Source organism: Polaribacter aquimarinus (assembly GCF_003129485.1).
GTDB lineage: Bacteria > Bacteroidota > Bacteroidia > Flavobacteriales > Flavobacteriaceae > Polaribacter > Polaribacter aquimarinus.
This window is the reverse complement of sequence record NZ_QFFG01000002.1, coordinates 193,763-214,906: the sequence shown is the minus strand read 5'-3', so window position 1 is coordinate 214,906 and position 21,144 is coordinate 193,763. Positions and strand designations below refer to the sequence as shown.

24 protein-coding genes are annotated in these 21,144 nt (G+C 28.8%); 18 read left to right on the top strand and 6 right to left on the bottom strand.

Going from position 1 to position 21,144, the window contains the following annotated elements; translation table 11 throughout:
- Positions 1-33: 33 nt before the first annotated feature.
- The gene (locus tag DIS07_RS04415; protein WP_109404027.1) at positions 34-477 is read right to left on the bottom strand and encodes a cation transporter; all 444 of its coding nucleotides are present in this window, start codon (positions 475-477) and stop codon (positions 34-36) included.
- A gap of 128 nt (positions 478-605) precedes the next feature.
- Here DIS07_RS04415 and DIS07_RS04410 point away from each other — a divergent pair, with 128 nt between their 5' ends.
- The 17 genes from DIS07_RS04410 to DIS07_RS04330 all read left to right on the top strand — a co-directional run bounded on the left by DIS07_RS04410 (position 606) and on the right by DIS07_RS04330 (position 15,523).
- The gene (locus tag DIS07_RS04410; RefSeq protein WP_109404026.1) at positions 606-1,478 is read left to right on the top strand and encodes a DMT family transporter; all 873 of its coding nucleotides are present in this window, start codon (positions 606-608) and stop codon (positions 1,476-1,478) included.
- 148 nt (positions 1,479-1,626) lie between these two features.
- Positions 1,627-2,133: a 50S ribosomal protein L21 gene (gene rplU / locus DIS07_RS04405; protein ID WP_109404025.1), complete on the top strand. Its 507-nt coding sequence runs from the start codon at positions 1,627-1,629 to the stop codon at positions 2,131-2,133.
- Positions 2,134-2,161: 28 nt separating this feature from the next.
- Positions 2,162-2,422: a 50S ribosomal protein L27 gene (gene rpmA / locus DIS07_RS04400; RefSeq protein WP_109404024.1), complete on the top strand. Its 261-nt coding sequence runs from the start codon at positions 2,162-2,164 to the stop codon at positions 2,420-2,422.
- Positions 2,423-2,552: 130 nt separating this feature from the next.
- Positions 2,553-4,469: a sensor histidine kinase gene (locus tag DIS07_RS04395; protein WP_181374530.1), complete on the top strand. Its 1,917-nt coding sequence runs from the start codon at positions 2,553-2,555 to the stop codon at positions 4,467-4,469.
- A 94-nt stretch (positions 4,470-4,563) separates the two neighbouring features.
- Entirely contained in the window at positions 4,564-5,286 is a 723-nt protein-coding gene (locus tag DIS07_RS04390) for a LytR/AlgR family response regulator transcription factor (RefSeq protein WP_109404022.1), read from the top strand.
- Positions 5,287-5,513: 227 nt separating this feature from the next.
- On the top strand, positions 5,514-6,746 hold the full coding sequence (locus DIS07_RS04385) for a 3-deoxy-D-manno-octulosonic acid transferase (RefSeq protein ID WP_109404021.1): 1,233 nt from the start codon (positions 5,514-5,516) through the stop codon (positions 6,744-6,746).
- 2 nt (positions 6,747-6,748) lie between these two features.
- Positions 6,749-7,306: a YeeE/YedE family protein gene (locus tag DIS07_RS04380; RefSeq protein WP_109404020.1), complete on the top strand. Its 558-nt coding sequence runs from the start codon at positions 6,749-6,751 to the stop codon at positions 7,304-7,306.
- Positions 7,307-7,309: 3 nt separating this feature from the next.
- Positions 7,310-7,723: a YeeE/YedE thiosulfate transporter family protein gene (locus DIS07_RS04375; protein ID WP_109404545.1), complete on the top strand. Its 414-nt coding sequence runs from the start codon at positions 7,310-7,312 to the stop codon at positions 7,721-7,723.
- 55 nt (positions 7,724-7,778) lie between these two features.
- Positions 7,779-8,771 carry a GTP 3',8-cyclase MoaA gene (gene moaA, locus DIS07_RS04370; protein WP_109404019.1) on the top strand — a complete coding sequence of 331 codons (993 nt, stop codon included), beginning with the start codon at positions 7,779-7,781 and terminating at the stop codon, positions 8,769-8,771.
- A 2-nt stretch (positions 8,772-8,773) separates the two neighbouring features.
- On the top strand, positions 8,774-8,992 hold the full coding sequence (locus DIS07_RS04365; RefSeq protein ID WP_109404018.1) for a hypothetical protein: 219 nt from the start codon (positions 8,774-8,776) through the stop codon (positions 8,990-8,992).
- Positions 8,992-10,179 carry a molybdopterin molybdotransferase MoeA gene (locus DIS07_RS04360; protein ID WP_109404017.1) on the top strand — a complete coding sequence of 396 codons (1,188 nt, stop codon included), beginning with the start codon at positions 8,992-8,994 and terminating at the stop codon, positions 10,177-10,179. Before DIS07_RS04365 ends, DIS07_RS04360 begins: the two co-directional genes overlap by 1 nt.
- Positions 10,180-10,226: 47 nt before the next feature.
- Positions 10,227-10,583 carry a four helix bundle protein gene (locus tag DIS07_RS04355; RefSeq protein WP_109404016.1) on the top strand — a complete coding sequence of 119 codons (357 nt, stop codon included), beginning with the start codon at positions 10,227-10,229 and terminating at the stop codon, positions 10,581-10,583.
- A 25-nt stretch (positions 10,584-10,608) separates the two neighbouring features.
- The gene (gene moaC / locus DIS07_RS04350; protein WP_109404015.1) at positions 10,609-11,082 is read left to right on the top strand and encodes a cyclic pyranopterin monophosphate synthase MoaC; all 474 of its coding nucleotides are present in this window, start codon (positions 10,609-10,611) and stop codon (positions 11,080-11,082) included.
- Entirely contained in the window at positions 11,075-12,178 is a 1,104-nt protein-coding gene (locus DIS07_RS04345) for an NTP transferase domain-containing protein (protein ID WP_109404014.1), read from the top strand. Before moaC ends, DIS07_RS04345 begins: the two co-directional genes overlap by 8 nt.
- Before the next feature lies 1 nt (position 12,179).
- On the top strand, positions 12,180-13,268 hold the full coding sequence (locus DIS07_RS04340) for a HesA/MoeB/ThiF family protein (RefSeq protein ID WP_109404013.1): 1,089 nt from the start codon (positions 12,180-12,182) through the stop codon (positions 13,266-13,268).
- A 1-nt stretch (position 13,269) separates the two neighbouring features.
- The gene (locus DIS07_RS04335) at positions 13,270-13,749 is read left to right on the top strand and encodes a hypothetical protein (protein WP_109404012.1); all 480 of its coding nucleotides are present in this window, start codon (positions 13,270-13,272) and stop codon (positions 13,747-13,749) included.
- Positions 13,750-13,753: 4 nt separating this feature from the next.
- Positions 13,754-15,523 carry a MutS-related protein gene (locus tag DIS07_RS04330; protein ID WP_109404011.1) on the top strand — a complete coding sequence of 590 codons (1,770 nt, stop codon included), beginning with the start codon at positions 13,754-13,756 and terminating at the stop codon, positions 15,521-15,523.
- 46 nt (positions 15,524-15,569) lie between these two features.
- Here the strand turns inward: DIS07_RS04330 and DIS07_RS04325 are convergent, their stop codons facing one another.
- From DIS07_RS04325 to mutY, 5 genes are all read right to left on the bottom strand, one after another.
- Complete coding sequence (locus tag DIS07_RS04325; RefSeq protein ID WP_146190708.1) at positions 15,570-17,168, bottom strand: hypothetical protein; 1,599 nt, start codon at positions 17,166-17,168, stop codon at positions 15,570-15,572.
- 113 nt (positions 17,169-17,281) lie between these two features.
- Positions 17,282-17,833 carry a gliding motility lipoprotein GldD gene (gene gldD, locus DIS07_RS04320; protein WP_109404009.1) on the bottom strand — a complete coding sequence of 184 codons (552 nt, stop codon included), beginning with the start codon at positions 17,831-17,833 and terminating at the stop codon, positions 17,282-17,284.
- Positions 17,826-19,157, bottom strand: coding sequence for a gliding motility-associated protein GldE (gene gldE / locus DIS07_RS04315; protein ID WP_109404008.1), 1,332 nt, complete (start codon positions 19,155-19,157; stop codon positions 17,826-17,828). Before gldE ends, gldD begins: the two co-directional genes overlap by 8 nt.
- Positions 19,158-19,185: 28 nt before the next feature.
- The gene (locus tag DIS07_RS04310) at positions 19,186-19,608 is read right to left on the bottom strand and encodes a single-stranded DNA-binding protein (protein WP_109404007.1); all 423 of its coding nucleotides are present in this window, start codon (positions 19,606-19,608) and stop codon (positions 19,186-19,188) included.
- Between the two features lie 51 nt (positions 19,609-19,659).
- On the bottom strand, positions 19,660-20,703 hold the full coding sequence (gene mutY, locus DIS07_RS04305; protein WP_109404006.1) for an A/G-specific adenine glycosylase: 1,044 nt from the start codon (positions 20,701-20,703) through the stop codon (positions 19,660-19,662).
- A gap of 141 nt (positions 20,704-20,844) precedes the next feature.
- Here mutY and DIS07_RS04300 point away from each other — a divergent pair, with 141 nt between their 5' ends.
- The gene (locus DIS07_RS04300) at positions 20,845-21,135 is read left to right on the top strand and encodes an HU family DNA-binding protein (protein WP_087521132.1); all 291 of its coding nucleotides are present in this window, start codon (positions 20,845-20,847) and stop codon (positions 21,133-21,135) included.
- Positions 21,136-21,144 lie beyond the last annotated feature (9 nt).

The following is a 21,144-nucleotide window of genomic DNA, read 5'->3' as shown; positions in this document are numbered from 1 at the left end:
TAAAGCCTGCTTTTTTTTTGATTAAAATTAGTGTTAACTTTTTTTGTCTGTACAACAAGACATTTTACAGTCTTTTCTACAATCCTTTTTTTCAGAAGTTTTAAGTTCACATTTTTCTTTGCAAGCATCAGAACAAGAATGAGTTTCTTTTCCTGAATTTACAGAAGCTTTATATAGTTCTCCGCCTGCAATTCCATCTACAAAAGCTATTAAATCTTTTTTAGAAGTAGTGTTTGCATCAAATTCAATATTAGCAATACTATCTTTAAAAATAACTTTAGCGTCTAAAACACCTTCTTTTTTAGATAATTTAGATTGAATTGTTTTTGCACAACCAATTTCACAAGTCATACCCGAAATTGCCAAAGAAACATTTTCTTTCTTTACCGGCAAAGTTTCTTTTTTAGCTTCGTTTTTGCATCCTACTAAAACAAAACAAGCAACTGCTAATGAGAATAATAAATTTTTAGTTTTCATACTATTTGATATTTATAACCATTTAAAAACGGTATTAGGTTTAATTATTAAAAGATTGTACAAATTTATGAATATAAGACCTGATTATTAAAGAATAGTCGGACTTTTGTGAATATTAAACTTCAAATATGAATAATCAACAAAAAAAGTGGCTATATCTCAGTGTACTTTCAGTAGTTTGGGGGAGTTCTTTTATCTTGATGAAAAAAGCATTAATAGGTTTAACTCCAATTCAAATGGGAGCTTTGAGAATATTAATTGCAGGACTTTTTTTATTGTTGATAGGATTTAAAAGTTTAAAAAAAATACAAAAAAAACATTATAAGCATATCGTATCAACTGCATTGTTAGGTACTTTCTTTCCGGTTTTTTTATTTGCTTATGCTGTAAATGGAATAGATAGTTCTATAGCCTCAATTCTAAATTCTCTAACACCTTTCAATACTTTTATTATAGGAGCTTTAGCATTTGGATTTACATTTAAAAAGAGGCAATTTATTGGAATTGTTATTGGCTTAGTTGGAACAGTAATCTTAATTTTAAAAGGAGCAGATTTAAACCCTAATCAAAATTATTGGTTTTCAATTTTGGTAGTGATAGCATCAATTGGATATGCATTAAACGTTAATATTGTTAAGAAATATTTATACGATTTAAACGCGTTAAGTATAGTAGCAGGAAATTTTTTGCTATTGGTCATACCCGCTTTTATTGTACTATTTTTTACTGGTTTTTTCAATTCCCTAGAATTTACCCCAACTAGATTTACATCTCTTGGTTACATTTCAATTTTAGCGGTATTTGGCACAGGAATCGCTAAGATATTTTATAATAAGATGGTGCATTTAGCATCTCCAATATTTGCATCATCAGTTACCTACTTAATCCCTATTGTTGCAGTTTTTTGGGGGATATTAGATGATGAAAAATTAAGTTTAATTCAATTATTAGCTGGAGCTGTTATTTTGATTGGAGTGTATTTAGTCAATAAAAAGAGATAATGTATTAGTTTTGTATTTATTAGCTTGATTTTTTCAATAATTATTTTGTGAGAACAATATTGTTAGATACTAAAAAAGTATGTATATTTGCATCCGCATTTTCAGTAAGAAAGTGTATTAATAAGTATAAATACGCAAAACAAATAGTATGTACGCAATCGTAGAGATAGCAGGGCAGCAGTTTAAAGTAGCAAAAGACCAAAAAGTATACGTACACCGTTTACAAGGAGAAGAAGGATCAAAAGTAACTTTTGATAACGTTCTTTTAACTGAAGACAAAGGTAATGTAACTATTGGCGCCCCAGCTATAGAAGGAGCCGCAGTAACGGCAAAAATTCTAAATCACTTACAAGGTGATAAAGTAATCGTCTTTAAAAAGAAAAGAAGAAAAGGTTACAGAAAGAAAAATGGACACAGACAAGCTTTAAGTGAGATTCAAATCGAATCTATAGCTGCATCTGGTGCAAAGAAATCAGCAAAAAAAGAAGCTGCTCCAAAAAAGGAAGCTGCTCCTAAAGCTGAGGTAAAAGAAGCAACTACAACAGATTATAGTTCTATGACTGTTGCAGAATTAAAAGCTGCTGCTAAAGAAGCAGGTATCAAAGGATATACTTCTTTAAAGAAAGCAGAATTAATTGAAGCTTTAACTAAATAAAAAATTTCAATTTTAAAACCATAGTATCATGGCACATAAAAAAGGAGTAGGTAGTTCGAAAAATGGTAGAGAATCAGAATCGAAACGACTTGGAGTAAAAATATTTGGAGGGCAAGCTGCTATTGCAGGTAATATTATTGTTCGTCAAAGAGGAACTACTCACAATCCAGGAGAAAACGTTTACATGGGTAAAGATCATACTTTACATGCAAAAGTTGATGGAATTGTTGAGTTTAGAAAGAAAAAGGATAACAGATCTTATGTATCTATTACCCCGTTTGAGGCTTAATAAGCATTTCTTTTTTAAAATTTTTAAAACGCTTAAACATAATATGTTTAAGCGTTTTTCTTTTTTTATTTATTATGCTGTTTTTCTTAAGAATATTTATGTAGTTTTATATTCTAACAAATTATCAAGAATGAGATTATATTTACTTACTCTCGTGTGTTTTCTTGTAGTAAATAGCTACGGGCAAAATTCATCTAAAAAAAAATATTCTAATCTAGTTGAAGAGTTTATCCTAGAAAAGAAATTGGATTCTGCGAGTTATTACTTAGACTCAATAATTGAGGTTTCATACAAGAATACATTGAATAAATTTATTAAAAAAGAAAACCTTTCTTATAAAGAGTATTACTCTTTTATTGCAAAATTAGGAAATCGCCAATCTGTAAAGTATAAAAAGATTTCAGATTTTATTAATTCAGAAATAAAAGAGCCTAAAGATAAAAACATCAATTTAGACTATGCAGAAATAAAATGGACTCAAGTTTCTAAATTAAGAGATGAGGTTGGTTTGGATGAAGCATCAGCAATTCAAAAAGATTTAGAAAAATATATAAATCAATTTGAAGATAATAAACCTGAGGTTTTAAAAATAAAAACTAAAATTAGGACTCATCCTATTGTAATGTTTCAAATTGAGAAAAATGTAAAAAAAGGTAAAGAAGTAATTGCAGAAAGTTTAGATATTGCAAAAAAACTTAATGATAAAGAATTGCAAATTATATTCTTATATCACCTTACAGATTTTCTAATCATTGAAGGCAAGCTTCAAGAATATATAGAGGTTTCTGAAAAAAGTCTAGCACTTGAAAAAGAGTTGCCTAGACATTCTAACTACTATTACAGTATTATTGAAAATTTAATTGATGCATATGCTTACAAAGGAGGTAATAATGAGAGAGTAATACATTTAATTAATATTCTTTATACGAATCCAGCTACAAAAATCCACACTTATTCCTTGTACGCAAAAATTGTGTCACGTTTAGATAAGAAATCAACAATAAAAGAAGATATTCTCAAAAAATTTAATGTAGAAACTGTTCCTGAATTAACATCTAAATTTATGAAGTTAGGAAAAAATTTAAATCCTAACGATTTTTTTCAAGTAATAAATGAGAGCTCTGCAGCACTTGCAAAGCATGGATTTTCTGATTTGGCTCTAAGATATAAAGACGAAGCAATACAGATTACTCAAAAAATATACTCACAAGATTTGTCTAAATCTTTGGCAAATTATAAAACAGAACAAGCCGTAAAAGAGAAAGAAAAAGAAATAACCCACGAAAAAGAGAAAACTGCTTTATATGGTATAATTGCCCTATTAGCTTTTATACTTTTTATAATTACTTTACTGGTTTTAAGAAAAATAAAAAAGCAATCTAAACAACTTTCTGAGAAAAACAAAATTATCGAAGAATCATTAAAAGAAAAAGAACTTTTGGTAAAAGAAGTACATCATAGAGTAAAAAACAATTTTCAAATTGTATCGAGCTTATTAGAATTACAAACCAAAGGAATCGAAGACGAGAAAGCATTAGAATTAGCTAATGAAGGTAAAAATAGAGTGAAGTCTATGGCGCTAATTCATCAAAAGTTATATCAAAATGAATCTGGATTAATCGATTTCGATGAGTATATCAAACTATTAATTAAAGAGCTTTCTTCTATGTATTCTTCAACAAATAAAGTAGATACTTCTATAAAATCTCAAAACATAAAATTTGATGTAGATACTGCAATTCCTTTAGGTTTAATAATTAATGAAATTATAACAAATTCTTACAAATACGCTTTTAACAAAGGTAAAGACAATAGTTTATCTATTTCCATTGAGAAAGCTACAGAAGACAACTATAAGTTAGTTATCGAAGATAATGGACCAGGATTAGAGAAAAATTTTGATGTTAAAAAGGCCAAAAGTTTAGGCTTACGATTGGTAAATAGACTAGTAAAACAATTACACGGTAGTGTGAAGCAGAGTAATACAGCAGGAGCAAAATTCGAAATTTATTTTAAAGATACTTCTGCAAGACAATTGGTGAGTTAATTTTTAGAATTTCTTTTTTGATGTTTAGAACATTTTATTGAAGTTTAGTATCAACTTTTAAACGAATTCTTATTTTAGTATAAAATTGAGCTATATGAGTAAAGTGAAAATTCTTGTGGTTGAGGATGAAATGATTATCGCAGATAATATTTGTGATGCCTTAAATGATTTAGGTTATGAAGCTTTAGAGCCAGCCATAAATTATACAGAGGCTATTGAAAGAATTGAAGAAGAAAAACCAGATATTGCTATTTTAGATATTCAACTTTCAGGAAAAAAAACTGGAATAGACATTGCTAAAAAAATTAGAGATTCTTACAATTTTCCCTTTATTTTCTTAACTTCAAATTCCGATACTTTTACTGTAAACCAAGCTAAAGAGGTAATGCCTCCAGCTTATTTAGTAAAACCTTTTTCTAAGGATGAATTATATACCTCTATTGAAATTGCCCTACATAATTTTTCTAAGAAAATAGGTGAAATGAATAGCGATAATTTGATTATCAAAGATTCAATTTTTGTAAAGGATAAAGGTTTTTATTCCAAAGTACATTTTGAGGATATTTTGTATTTAAAAAGTGCCCATGTTTATATTGAGATTATTCTAAAATCTCAACAGAAAATAGTAGTTAGAACTAGTTTAAATGATATTATTCAAAAATTGAACGATAGTTTTATTAGAATTCATAGAGGATATATCATAAATACAAAATTCTTATCGCAAATTACCCAAACATCAGTTAAGGTTTTAAATGATGAAATTCCAATAGGTAAAAAATATAAAGACGATATTATAAAAAGAATTAATTTAATTTAGGGCGGTTAAATTTGTATAATTTAAGAACAATATAGGTGCGTTCAGAACATTTTTAAGGTTTGCAATTTAGTTTTAATGTATTTTTGACCTAGATTTAGGTTGTTTTAACATTTTTCGGGGGAATGTGATGTTATAACAGAACTGAATTTGTTTAATAAAATTGAGCTATCCATTTTTGGGTAGCTTTTTTTATTTACACCACTTAGTATTTTGTACTTTTACAAACGGTGAAAATTCTATACAACATATTCGTATTTAAGGCACAAATACTACTTTCTTTAATTGCTTTGTTCAATAAAAAAATAAAGCTTTTTGTTGATGGGAGAAAAGAAATATTTTCTAAAATTTCATCTTTAAAAAATAAGGATACTATTTGGTTTCACGCTGCTTCTTTGGGCGAATTTGAACAAGCAAGACCGATTATAGAAGAAATCAAAAAGAAATATCCTAATTATAAAATACTAATTACTTTTTTCTCTCCTTCTGGATATGAAATTAGAAAAAATTATAACTTGGCAGAAGTGGTTTGTTACTTACCATTAGACTCTAAATCAAATGCTAAACAATTTGTAAAAGCTCTAAACCCAAAGTTGGCTGTATTTATTAAATATGAGTTTTGGCCAAATTTGTTAAACGAACTAAAAAAAAAGAATATTCCTACAATTTTAGTTTCAGGAATTTTAAGAGAAAAACAAATTTTCTTTAAATTTTATGGAGGTTTTATGAGAAAATCTCTGCACGCCTTTCATCATTTTTTTGTTCAAAATACAACTTCAAAAAAACTTCTTAAAAATATCAACTATTCAAATGTTACTATTGCAGGAGATACACGTTTTGATCGTGTTTCTAAAATTTTAGAACAAGATAATTCGTTAGATTTTATAGAAGATTTTAAAAATAATCAATACACAATTGTTGCTGGCAGTACCTGGAAAGAAGATGAAGAATTGTTGGTAAATTACATCAATAATCAATCATCAGAAAAAGAGAAATTTATTATTGCACCGCACAATATTAAAAGTGATGCAATTGTAGCACTACAAAAATCAATCACGAAAAAAACAGTTCTTTTTTCTGATAATGATGGAAAAAATTTAGCAGAATATCAAGTGTTTATTATTGACACTATTGGAATTCTTACAAAAATTTATGCAGCTGCAGATGTTGCTTATGTAGGTGGAGGTTTAAAAACGGGTTTACATAATATTTTAGAACCTGCAACTTTCGGAATTCCTGTAGTGATTGGAAATAAATACGACAAATTTAAAGAAGCTGTAGATTTGGTAAAAATTGGAGGTTGCATTTCTGTTAGCAATCAACAAGAGTTTACAAAGGTTTTTATCAACTTTAAAAAAGATGAAAATTTTAGAAAATTAACAGGAACTATCAACAAAAAATACATTCAAGACAATTTGGGTGCAACAAAAATAATTATGAATTATTTAAAAACTAAACTATAGTTATGGATTTTATATTTCAACCTTGGGCTTGGTATATTGGAGGGCCTTTAATTGCCATATCATTACTCTTGTATTTTTATTTTGGTAAAAACTTTGGAGCTTCCACAAACTTCGAGACTTTGTGCACTATGGCAGGGGCAGGAAAAATTTCTGATTATTTCAAAACTGATTGGAAAGAAAGTAGTTTTGCACTATTATTTGTTGTAGGATTAATTATTGGTGGGATGATTTCTTCAAATTTTTTGATTCCAGAACAAAGTATTGATTTGAATCCTACTACAGTGTATGAGCTCACAGATTTAGGGTTTTCCAATGTTGGCCATCAATATTTTCCTGATGAAATTTTTGGAGAAGATGTTATTTTTTCTTTTAAAGGATTTTTAATTTTATTGATATCTGGAGTCTTTATCGGATTCGGAACACGCTATGCGGGAGGTTGTACTTCTGGACATGCTATTACTGGTTTAAGTAGCCTACAGTTACCATCGCTATTAGCTGTAATAGGTTTTTTTATTGGTGGTATTATTGCTACTTGGTTTTTAATTCCTTTAATTTTTTAGATGATGAAGAATATTAAATTTTTACTATTAGGAATCTTTTTTGCCATAGTTTTAAGTAAAACACAGGCTATTTCTTGGTACCGTTTTTATGAAATGTTTAAATTCCAATCTTTTCATATGTATGGAATTATTGGTGGGGCAGTAGTAATTTCGATGATTTTTATGCAATTGTTTAAAAGAGGAAAAATTAAAGATATTAAAGGAAATAGAATTTATCCAACACCAAAAAAGAAAGGTTTATTTAGAACTATTATTGGCGGAACATTCTTTGGCTTAGGTTGGGGAGTTTCAGGAGCATGTGCCGCTCCCATTTTTGTAATTTTTGGTTTTAAAGCAATTCCTGCAATCATTTTATTAGTTGGAGCGCTTTTAGGTGCATTTATTTATGGATTATTAAGCAATAAATTACCAAATTAATAAGTGATTAAAATCATAAAAATAAATCTTTAAAGGCGATACTTTAGCAAACCTTATGAGCAAATTAATAGACAGTTTTGGACGACAAATGGAATACGTAAGATTAGCGGTTACAGATCGTTGTAATTTACGTTGTCAATATTGTATGCCTGCTCACGGAATTGATATTGTACCAAGAGAAGAGTTACTTACGTTTAAAGAAATGTACAGATTAATTCGTGTGTTAACAGAATTAGGTGTAAAAAAAGTGCGTTTAACAGGCGGTGAGCCTTTTGTGCGAAAAGATTTTGTTGGTTTTTTAGAAATGCTGTCTTATAACGATTTGTTAGATGCTATCAATATCACTACAAATGGTGCTTTAATTTCTCATCATATAGATAAAATTGAATCACTTAAAAAAGTAAAAAACATCAATTTAAGTATTGATAGTTTGCAGCGTGATAAGTTTGCAAAAATTACACGTAGAGATGTGTTTCCTGAAGTTTACAAAACTTTTGAAACCCTTGAAAAAAGCAGCTTGAATTTAAAATTGAATGTAGTAGTACAATCTGGTTTTAATACAGATGAAATTGTCGATTTTGTAAGATTGACAAAAGATAAAAATGTTGCAGTACGTTTTATTGAAGAAATGCCTTTTAACGGAAAAGGACAACGTGATATGCAAGAAAACTGGACATTTAAAAAGATTTTAAACGAGATAAAAACTGAGTTTTCAGTGGGTGAAATTCAAACTGAAAAATCATCAACATCCAGAAATTATAAAATTGAAGGACATTTAGGCTCTGTGGGGATAATTCCTGCATTTACAAGAACTATTTGTGGTGATTGTAACCGAATAAGAATTACAAGTACTGGAACTTTTAAAAATTGTTTGTTTGATGATGGCGTTTTTAATTTGCGAGATTTTATCAGAAATGGAGCTTCTAATGACGATTTAAAAGAGCTCTTTTTAAGTTTGGTAAAAGACAAACCAGAAAATGGTTTTATAGCAGAAGCAAACCGAAAAAAAGGAAATGTTTCTGAAAGTATGAGTACGATTGGGGGGTAAATATGGATGTTTTTCTTAGTGCTCTTGATGGTTATCCAATTCAATCTGGTTTTATTTTAATTGGATTAGGAATTATTGGATTGTTATTTCAATTAGATTTAAAAGAACCTTTAAAAATGAAAGATCACAGTTATTTTTCGTGGAAAGTTTTTATTAATAAGTGGTTTCTGATAATTATGGCTTTTATTTGGGGATTAACATTAATACTTAAAAATATTTAATGATTTCAGTAGAAGAAGCAAAAAATAGCATATTAAATACAACTCAAAATTTTGGAGTTGAAGAAATTCCGTTTATAAAATCTGTTGGTAGAATTTTAAAAGAAGATATTGTTGCAGATAGAGATTTTCCACCATTCAATAGAGTTTCTATGGATGGAATTGCAATCGATTTTAACGCTTTTAAAAACGGGCAAAGAGCATTTAAAATAGAAGGAATTCAACCTGCAGGAAGTAAACAAATCACCTTACAAAATTCAGAAAATTGTATTGAAGTAATGACTGGAGCTGTATTGCCAAAAAATGCAAATTCAGTGATTCGTTATGAAGATGTAGAAATTGAAAATGGAATTGCAAATATCCAAATTGATAAAGTAAATGACTTCCAAAACATACATACGAAAGGAAAAGATAGAAAGCAAGGAGATGTTTTGATTCACAAAAACAAACTCATATCAGCAGCTGAAATAGGTGTTTTAGCAACCGTTGGAAAATCAATTGTAAAAGTTGCAAAACAACCCAAAGTAATGATTATTTCTACAGGTGATGAATTGGTTGGTGTTGATGAAACTCCCTTAGAGTATCAAATACGTAGAAGTAACGTCTTTACCTTGGTTTCTTTGTTAGAGCGATTAAATATTCCGTCAGAAACTGCACATATTACTGATGATAAACCTGTTTTAAAACAGAAAATAGCAGCTTATTTACAAGAATATGATGTGTTGTTGTTTAGTGGAGCAGTAAGCAAAGGAAAATTCGATTTTTTACCAGAAGTTTTTGAAGAATTACAAGTACAAAAATTGTTTCATAAAATAACTCAAAGACCTGGGAAACCTTTTTTCTACGGAAAAACTGATACTAGTAATGTCTTTGGTTTTCCTGGAAATCCTATTTCAACTTTTGTAAATTGTTTGGTGTATTTTTATTCTTGGTATTACAAATCTGTTGGTTTAAAGGTAGAAGAAGAAACCGCAATTCTAACTGAAGATGTTGCTTTTAAACCCAATTTAACCTATTTTTTGCAAGTAAAATTAAGTGATAAATTCGGACATTTATTAGCATCACCAATCAAAGGGAATGGTTCTGGAGATTTAGCAAGTTTGGTAAATGCAGATGCTTTTATTCAATTACCAAAAGGAGAAACAGAATTTAAAAAAGGTGAGAATTTTCCTGTAATTAGATATAGTTAATTATAGTTTTAAATGTTTAGTTTTGAGTCTTAAGTTAAATTATTGCTATGAAAGAAAGTATCGTCCAAAAAAAGAGTTTTGATTTTTCATTGAAAATTATTTCACTTTATAAAAAATTACAAAAAGAAAAAGAATTTGTAATTTCTAATCAAATATTGAGAAGTGGAACTTCAATTGGAGCAAATATAGAAGAAGCTTTAGCTGGACAAAGTAAAAAAGATTTCATAGCAAAAATGTCTATTTCTTCTAAAGAAGCTAGAGAAACTAAGTATTGGTTAAGGTTACTAAAGGAAAGTGAACTAACAAATATAGATGTAAATTCACTAATTTTGGATATTCACGAATTAATAAGAATTTTAACCTCAATTGTTAAAACTTCTCAAAGCAATCTAACTAAAAACTAAACATTTAAAACTAAAAACTATTTAAATGAGCTTTTCACATTTAAATTCAAAGAACAATCCTAAAATGGTAAATGTTTCTGATAAGAAAATTACCAAAAGAACAGCTATTGCAAAAGCAGTTATGTTTTTAGGAAAAGAAGTAATTTCTCATTTTACAAATGATGAGTTAATTACAAAAAAAGGACCCGTTTTTCAAACTGCAATTATTGCAGGAATTCAAGGAGTAAAAAAAACCTCAGAATTAATACCTATGTGTCATCCATTGTTAATTAATGGAGTAGATGTTGATATCAATATCGTAGATGATGAAAGCATAGAAGTGTTTTGTAAAGTAACTATAGAAGGAAAAACAGGAGTAGAAATGGAAGCTTTAACTGGGGCTAATATTACCTGTTTAACTATTTATGATATGTGTAAAAGCATAAATCAGAAAATGGTAATTAAAGAAGTGAAGTTGTTAGAAAAAACAGGTGGAAAATCGGATATTAAAAATGGCTAAACACAAAAAACATACAAATTTAGAAAGACGAGATAATGGTAATTTTGCGCCAAATGAGATTTCAATCTTAGGTACAAATTGTGGTAATATTTCTGATTTAGTGCATCAAGTTTCTGAAAAATTATCAAAATATAAGTTAGCTTATTTTGATGCATCACACGCAAAAAATGTTGAATTAAATCAAATTTCTGAATACACTTTTCATCATCAAGGTAATTTACAGATTACTACATCTAAGATGGTAAATAAGTTCCAACAACGATTAGATTTCGCTCAGTATGATTATGTGTTTATCAACGGAAATCACTATCAAGGAGCAAAACAGATTTTAATTTTAGACGAAACTAAAGAAGCCTCTGTTTTAAAAAGACTAGCTCAATTAGATAGTATTCAGTTTGTGGTAAAACTCAATTCAGAAACGGAATATTTCGATTTTTTAGTTGAGAAATATCCAAACATTAAAAATATTACTTGTTATACTATTGATGAAGTTGATGCAATTGCAAATCATATCAATAATCTGATTCAAGAAAAAATTGCTCCAATAAAAGGACTCGTTTTAGTTGGCGGAAAAAGCACAAGAATGGGGCAAGATAAATCTGAATTGAATTATTTTGGAAAACCTCAAAAACAAGTTGCCAAAGAGTTGTTAGAAAACAACAATTTAAAAACGTATTTTTCTGTAAGAACTTCTGAAAATGACAATGAGATTTCTGATAAATTTATCAATTTAGGCCCTTTTGGTGGTATTTGTTCTGCTTTTCAAAAAGACCCAAATGCAGCTTGGTTTGTATTGGCAACAGATGTTCCTTTTGTAAATGATGAGGTGATTCAGTTGTTATTAAAACATAGAAATCCAAGTAAAGCAGCTACAGCAATAAAGGGAAAAAGCAAAGATTTTGTAGAGCCTTTAATTACGCTTTACGAACCAAAAGCGTATCCTATTTTATTACAATATTTAGCACAAGGATATTCTTGTCCACGTAAAATGTTGATTAATTCTGATGTTGAAATTGTTGAGATTGATGACGATATTATTAGAAATATAAATACTCCAGAAGAATTTGAAGATGCTAAAAAGGAGATAAATTCTTAGAATGAACCCATCAAAAAAACAACTTTTTAAACGTCAAATTACTTTGTCAGAAATTGGTGAAGTTGGGCAAAAAAAACTACAAAATGCTTCAGTTTTGGTGGTTGGTTGTGGAGGTTTAGGAAGTCCGATCGCGGTGTATTTGGCTGCAAGCGGAATTGGGCAACTTCATTTAATAGATTTTGATACAGTTGATGTTACAAATTTACATAGACAAGTTTTTTATAGTTTAGAAGATGTTGGCAAACCAAAGGCAGCTGTTTTATCAGAATTTATAAAGAAAAGAGCGCCTTTTACAGAAGTCAGTTTTACCAACAAATCTATAACAAAAGAAAACGTTTTTAATTTGATTGAAAATGTAGATATTGTTGTTGATGGTACAGATTCTCTTCCAACAAAATATTTACTAAACGATGCCTGTGTGATTAAAAACAAACCATTGGTGTATGGTTCTTTATATAAGTTTGATGGATATGTAGCAACATTTAACGTATTGCAAACTGATGGAACTTACTCATCAAATTTAAGAGATGCTTTTCCAGAAATGGCAACTGATATTCCGAATTGCGAAGAAGCTGGAACGCTAAATGCAATTGTTGGTATGATTGCAACACAACAAGTAAATGAAGTATTAAAAGTTGTAACAAAAGTAGGTAAACCATTGACTAATGAGTTGTTGATTTACAACTCACTTCAAAATACGCAATTGAAAATGAAACTAAATCCAACTGTTTTAAAAGAAAAAATCGCCAAAATTTTCAAAGCTCAAACTTATTTTGATATAGCCTGTTCTACACAAAATAAAGAATGGCAAATATCTCCTGAAGAATTAAAACGAGAATTATCATTTAGTTCGCAGTCGACAAATCTCGAAATTATAGCGGTTTTAGAAAATCTAAAATTACCTTTTGAAGTAGACCAAACTATTCATATCAATAAATTCGACGCTTCTAAAATAGAAGTCGATTTTGATAAAACCTATGTGATGGTTTGCCAACGAGGATTCAATAGTTACAGAGCAACCACAAAAATGAAAGAACAATATCCAGATTTAAAAGTGTTGAATTTAACTGGAGGAATTTCGAGTTATTAAAATGCAAAAAAAAGGAATTGTAAAAATTGTATCAAATAAAAGAGCTTGGTATGAAAGGCTCTTAGGAGCAGTGTTTTTCTCAATTGCTACTTATAGTGTTATAATATTTTATATTAATAATGGTGTTGCAATAACAGAAGATTATTATAAAATAAGCTTTAGAGTTTTAGCAGGATTGATTGTTTTGGTGGCTTTTGGAATTAAGTTTTCTAGAGTTTTAAGTCATTATTTTGACTTAGAATTAAACAAATACAAGGCTTATTGGTCTGTGGGTCCTTTTGGTTTTGGCTCATGGGTAAACACTAATAAATTAGATAGAGTATCTACTTTTTTGAATAATAAGAATTATTGTGAAGTAAATATTTGGGATGTTGAGAATAATAAATATAGCATTACCTCATTTTATGAAATTGATGATGCCGTTAATTTTGGAAGAGAATTGGCAATTAAACTTGATATAAAATTTAAAGAACGTAAATAATTCAATGAATAACCCTTTAGAGTTTTATATTAAACAAAAAGATAAATTAGAGAAGGAATCTTCTAATCTTAGAACAAAACTTATCAACCTAGGAGTCTTTAGGTTGTCTGTTTTTCTTGTGACATCTTTTTTAATTTATCTCACTTTTGGGAGTTACCCAGATGTTTTTATTATTGCTTTTTTAGGGATTTTATTATTCTCTTTTTTAGTGATAAAATATTTGAACATTAAAAAAGAAAAAGCAATTGTAGACGCTAAAATTGAGATTAACAAAACTGAAATTAAAGTTTTAAATAGAGATTTTCATTATTTAGAAACTGGTTCAGAATTTGTGAATCCTTTGCATTATTATAGTAACGATATAGATTTATTCGGAATAGGTTCTTTTTTTCAATATATCAATAGAACAAACACAAATGATGGTAAAATAGCATTGGCAAAGACACTTACAAATAATAAAACGGATGACATTTTTGAGAAACAAAAAGCAATTGAAGAGCTTTCAGAAAAAGTAAAATGGCGCCAACATTTTTCTGCTTTAGCAAGTTTGGTAACTGTGAAAAATAAAACCAATTTTATCACGAAATGGATACTAAATTATAAGCCTGTTCTCCCAAAATATTTGGCAAAAGCACAAATAGGTTTTTCTCTAATTTCTTTGGTGTTAATTGGTTTATTTTCTTTTGGGTTTTTATCCTTCAATTATATCTTAGGTTGGTTTTTTACAGGACTTTTTATCACAGGGAAATTTCTTAGGAAAACCAATAATTTATATGAAGAAACAGATAAAGTTAGAGAAACATTTAAACAATATCACCAACTGTTAAATGAAATTGAGACCGAAGAATTCTCTTCAAACCATCTAAAAGAAAAACAAGAAGTAATTCAATCGGAAAATAAAAAAGCATCTACAATATTTGCTTCTTTTTCTAAAATTTTAGATGCTTTTGATAATCGAAATAACATTATTATAGCTGTTTTTGGAAATGGTTTGTTTCTATGGGAAATTGCAAATGCTTGTAAAGTAGAAAAGTGGATTTTTAACTACAAACATACAGTTGAAAATTGGTTTGAAGTAGTCGCGTATTTTGATGCTCAAAATTCTTTGGCAAATTTTAAATTCAATCATCAAAAATTTGTTTTTCCAGAACTCTCATCAGAAAAACAAATTATAAAAGCTACCAATTTAGGGCATCCTTTATTAGATACTCATAAAAGAATTGATAATGATTTTACCATTGATACAGCACAATTTTTTATTATAACTGGCGCAAATATGGCTGGGAAAAGTACTTTTTTAAGAACAGTTTCTTTATCAATTGTAATGGCAAATTGTGGACTACCCGTTTGTGCAGATAGTTTTCAATATCAACCCATAAAATTGATTACAAGTATGCGGACAACAGATTCTTTAACAGAAGATGAATCGTATTTTTATTCTGAGTTAAAGCGTTTAAAATTTATTGTTGATGAGATTAAACAAGAACAATACTTCATCATTTTAGATGAGATTTTAAAAGGCACAAATAGTAAAGATAAAGCTATTGGTTCTAAAAAATTTGTAGAAAAACTCACCAAATCAAAATCTACAGGTATCATTGCTACTCACGATGTAAGTTTGTGCGAATTAGAAAATGAATTTTCGGGTATCAAAAACTATTATTTTGATGCAGAAATCATAAAAGACGAATTACATTTTGATTATACTTTAAAAAGTGGAGTCTGTAAAAATATGAATGCTTCTTTTTTGTTGAAGAAAATGGAGATAGTATAAAAGAGGCCTAAAAAAATTAGACCTCTTTCTATATGAATTTGATCAATTAAAATTGTTTAGTTAGTGTTACTTTCCAAATTTTATTAGAAGCTCTCGAGTTTCTTTTTCCGTAAGTTCCAGGATTGGATTGGAAAGCTTCAATTCCGCCTAAAACATAACCAATTTTTATAGAATTGCTATCTGTATCATTAAAAGCTTTTTTAAGATCTATAATTTCATCTGAGTTGTTGGAGAATGGTAAACTTTTATTAAGAAATAAAATCGATTCTGCACCATAAAAAGGTGGTTCATTATTACCACTATTAAATATATTATAATCTAAAACTGTGTGTGTACTTTTTAAAGTAGGGTTGCCAATATTCATTTTTATATGAACTCCTGTGTTTGTAAAACCAGATAAATGACCAACAGCAGCTCTTTTACCATCACCAATTCCGCCTAATAAATAAGTATGTATAATTTCTGAATCAGAATCAAATAAAGCTATATTAGGACAAGAATACACATTAAAGTTTTTCTGATTGTAACTAGCATCATATGTGTACTTTTTTGATTCTACAATTTTTTCTGGATGCACATAAATTGCATTATTCCAAGCCAAATGATAAGAGGTTTTCTTGCCATTAACAATTGCAGTACTATCTGGTCTAAAAACACCTGTATAGAAAGTTAAGCCTCTTTTTATTTCGCCGTTTACTTTATAAAAATTTGGCGTTATTGGACCATCTCTTCTTCTAAAAATAGAAACTGCATCTGTTCCTTTAGCAGATGGGGTTGTAACATCAGAAATTGTGTCTTGTATTGTCACTGTTAGTTTATAAGGTTTGTCTGCTGTAGAAACTTTAAAAGGATACACAGCATTTACATATTTTTGACCTTGAGAAAAACTTGGAGCAGAACTACCAAAATTGTGACCACCTGCCAAATAAAGAACATCATCAAATTTGTACATTTCACCACCTGTGCTTACAAGATGTTTATTTTTTCCAACACTAATTAAACTTTTTAGGTTTTGTAAAGATAATTTTTCGCCTTTTATTAGTTTAATCATATTTGGTACATGAATCCTAGCAATCTGATTAAATGTTAAATAATTTTTTGTATTAACATCATTAACTGGAGCACCATAACCACCAACTGTATATAAAAAATTTCCATCTTGTTTTACAAGCGCATTTGTATTTCTAAAAATTGATAAATTTTGATTTAAGAAGTTTTTTAATTCGATACAAGGAATTGTCATTTCTCCAATTTGCTCAAAACATTGTTTGTTTATGGTTTCTACTACAGTTTTATAATGCATCCTAATAGGTTTTGCATTTGAGATTGGATTATATACAAAAAGACTATCGTTAAAAGATGGGGGCAAAAAAGAAGTATTTGCATAATTTCCTTTGAAAATACTGTGTAAACCACCAATAGAATCGTTTTTATTGTTAGTCCTTCCTGCAAATAAAAGCCATTCATTTCCTGAAACTCCGTGTGTAAAAGACTGTAATGCTGGGGCTTTAGAATTTGTGATTTCTGTAATAGATAATACATATTTTGGAGCTGTAGCAAGATCTTCTTTTACTTTTTTTGTGCAAGATGGCACTAATAATATCATCAATAAAATAGATGATAATTTAAAGATTAATGATTTCATAATTTTAGATAAGTTTGGTTATTGAAATTTAATTAGCAAGAAACTAAAAGAGAAGCAGAAAAATAAGAGTTAGAATAGCTATTTTATAAAACAGGTAGATTTACTTATCGCTTTCATTTTTTCCATTCTAAAGTTTCTACCAAGTGTAGAATATCTTCTTTGATGTAATTTACTGCTGGTAAAATAGAATCGTAATTAGGTTTTGCATAAAAGTATAAAGAACCTTTTATAAAGTTTTTAGTGCTGTCGGTAACATGAAATTGCAAATGAGATGCCGCATTACCAGTAATTTCATACAAACTTCCAAACACTCTTTTTTCAGGGTTTACAAAGTCTTTAGGAATAATTTGTTCAGCCTTTACTGCATGCTTAAAGACTAGTTTTTCAGCTTCAGTTAACAATTCTTTTAGGTTGTTTTTAACAGGTCTGTATGTGATATCTATGGAGGCTTTTAAACTCGGATATTTAATTTTTAACCAATTATTAGTTTCATCTATAACATTTGTATTCTTTAAAATATGAAAAGTATAAGGTCTTTGTATAGTTAATTTCTCATAAGTTTTTTTAGGATAAACTAAGCTTAAATATGCTTTTGGTTTTGGTAAAGTTTCTTCTTTACAACCTGTAAGAATCAATATAAAAAAGAATATAAAAAGGTTACGCATTTTTAGTTGCTTTAACTTGTTTTATGCGTTTTTTATCTAACGCTTCAATAGTAAACGAGTAATTTTTAAAATTTATTTTCTCTCCTTTTTTGGGGAATCTACCTGAAACTTCTAAAATAAACCCAGCTAATGTTTCACTTTCACCTTTTTCTTCTTCAAAAATGGCTTCATCTTCATCATCTAAAACTCTACAAAAATCTTTAATGGTTGTTTTTCCTTCAAAAATGTAATTGTTGGCATCTATTTTAGAGTAAGACAAATCATCATCATCAAATTCATCATTTATGTCACCAACTATTTCTTCAATTACATCTTCTAAAGTAACCAACCCACTTGTGCCACCATATTCATCTACAACAATTGCTAAATGGTTTTTGCGTGCTCTAAAATCGTCTAATAGATCATCAAGTTTTTTGTTTTCTGGAACAAAAAAGGCTTCCCTAACTAAATTTTGCCATTTAAAGGTTTTCTTATTTAGGTGGGCTAATAAATCTTTAGCGTATAAAACCCCAATAATATTGTCTATATTTTCTTTATAAATTGGATTTCTAGAATATCCATTTTTAAGAATTTTATTTAAAACATCTTCGTAAGATTCTTCATCAGAAAGTGCAAAAATATCGATTCGAGGCTTCATAATTTGCACAGTTTCGGTATTTCCAAAATTTACAATTCCTTCCAAAATTTTTTGTTCGTCTTTTGTGGTTGCTCCTTCAGAAGTTAGCTCTAAAGCTTGTGATAAGGTTTCTACAGAAAAATTACTTCCTTTGCTTCCTCCTAATTTGTTTTCTATCCATTTGGTTAAAGATATTAACGGCAAGCTAAAAGGGGTTAATAAAATATTAACGGAATGAATAAATTTAGACATTGCTTTTGAAAAACGTAGTGCGTTTCTAGAGGCATAAACCTTTGGGAGTACTTCTCCAAACAATAAAATTAAAAATGTAACTAAGACTATTTCAACAAAAAAACGAATGGTAGCTGTAAAGAAGTAAAGATTCAATTCGTAATTGAAATCACCAAATAATGTTTCTGACAAAGAAGCAAAAAGCAATACAATTAAAATATTGATAAAGTTATTGGTAATAAGAATTGTTGCTAGTAGTTTTCGAGGTTTTTCTAATAAATTTACAACAATATTTTCTTCCTTTCCGTTGTTAGAAAGTTCGTTTAAATCTGTTTGAGAAAGTGAGAAAAAAGCCACTTCTGTTCCAGAAATTAAAGCAGAACTTAATAATAAGCCAAGAAGAATTATAATATCGATACTAGTAAGAACATCAATAGAGGCAATAAATAAAAATAAAGGTTCGGGATCTGAATCCAAATTTTATGATTTTTATTGATAAAATAAATTAAAAAGGTAAATCGTCATTTTCTTCAGTTGTAACAGACTTTGGTGCTGTTGCAGCAGGTTGTTGATTTTGTATTGGTAGATTATTGTTTTTATTGGACAACATCGTCATTTCGTTTACCTGAATTTCAGTTGAATACCGTTTTACACCATCTTGTTCCCATTGACGATTTTTTAGTTTTCCTTCTACGTATACTTTATCTCCTTTAGAAAGATATTTTTCGCAAACTTTTGCCAAACCATTTCTAACTACAATATTATGCCAGTCGGTATTGGTTATTTTTTCTCCAGTTTGTTTATTGGTGTAACTTTCTGAAGTGGCAATTGGAAAACGCCCTACGCAGTTTTGGTCGTCAAAGTAATGCATTTTTACTTCGTCACCTAAATTTCCAATTAAAATTACTTTGTTTATTGTTCCTGCCATAGCTTGTATTTTATCTTTGAGTAATAATATCAAAAGTACTAAAAATATTAATTACTTTTTAGCTTGATAAGTTTCTAAAAAGTTAGCAATTAAAATAGGAACAGGATATTTTTCAACTTTATTCCAATTAATTTCTGCCTGGGGTAATTTTTTAGTTTCTACAATCCAGAATTGCGTGTGTAAATGTTGATGCGATAATTTATGTACAATTTCTTTTTTATTAAAGAGAGAAATCGTGATTTCATGTGGAAACAAATTATTAAACTCTTCTGTTGTAATTAACTCATTTTTGTTGATATTTTTTTTACTTTCAATTAGAGGAAATTGATATAAACCCTGCCAAATTCCTTTTCCTTTTCTTTTTAATAAAATGGTTTTATTATCATCTGTTTTTATGACTAAAAAATTAAAATAACGATTTCTAACTTTTAACTTCTTTTCTTTAATAGGAAGTTTTTCAACCACATTTTTTTGTAATGCAACGCAGCTATCAGATAAAGGGCAGAAGATGCATAATGGTTTTTGGGGTTTACATTGTATAGCTCCAAACTCCATGATGGCTTGATTGTAATTTGCAGGTTGTTTTTTATCAATTAAACTTTGTGCTAATGTTTTAAACTCTTTAATTCCTGTAGATGAATTAATTGCGGTTTCAATTCCAAAATATCTTGATAATACTCTGTAAACATTACCATCTACCACTGCATTAGGTTTATTAAATGCAAAAGAAGCTATTGCCGATGCTGTGTAGTCACCAATTCCTTTTAGTTTAATGATGTTTTTATAGGTTGATGGAAACTCTCCGTTTAAATCATTTGCAATGTGTTTGGCTGTAAAATGTAAGTTCCTAGCACGAGAATAATACCCTAAACCTTGCCACATTTTTAAAACAGTGCTTTCATCTGCTTTTGCAAGGTCGAAAACCGTAGGAAAAGCTTCTGTAAACTTTAAATAATAAGACAAACCTTGAGCAACTCTTGTTTGTTGTAACATAATTTCACTTAACCAAATAAAATAAGGGTTCTTGGTTTTGCGCCATGGCAATTCACGTTTGTTTTGTAAATACCAGTTTATGAGAGTGTTAGAAAATTTCATTAATTAAAAATAGAAATGCGAAATTACATTATAAAATTCATATAAAATTAGTCTTTAATGTTTTTGGAATTGATTAATTATCATATATTTGCATCCGCATTTTTGAAATTAAATTAATAAAAATATAGTAAAAATAGAGACATGACGAAAGCAGATATCGTATCGAAAATTTCAGATAAATCAGGGATTGAAAAAACAGATGTTTTGGCAACTGTTGAAGCATTTATGACTGAGGTGAAAGATGCATTAGAAAATGGCGATAACGTTTATTTAAGAGGTTTTGGTAGTTTTATCATCAAAACAAGGGCAGAAAAAACAGGTAGAAATATTTCAAAGAATACAACTATCAAAATACCAGCTCACAATATTCCAGCTTTTAAACCAGCTAAAACTTTTACAGAAGGAGTAAAAAGTAAAGTAGCGGTTAAGTAATAAAACATT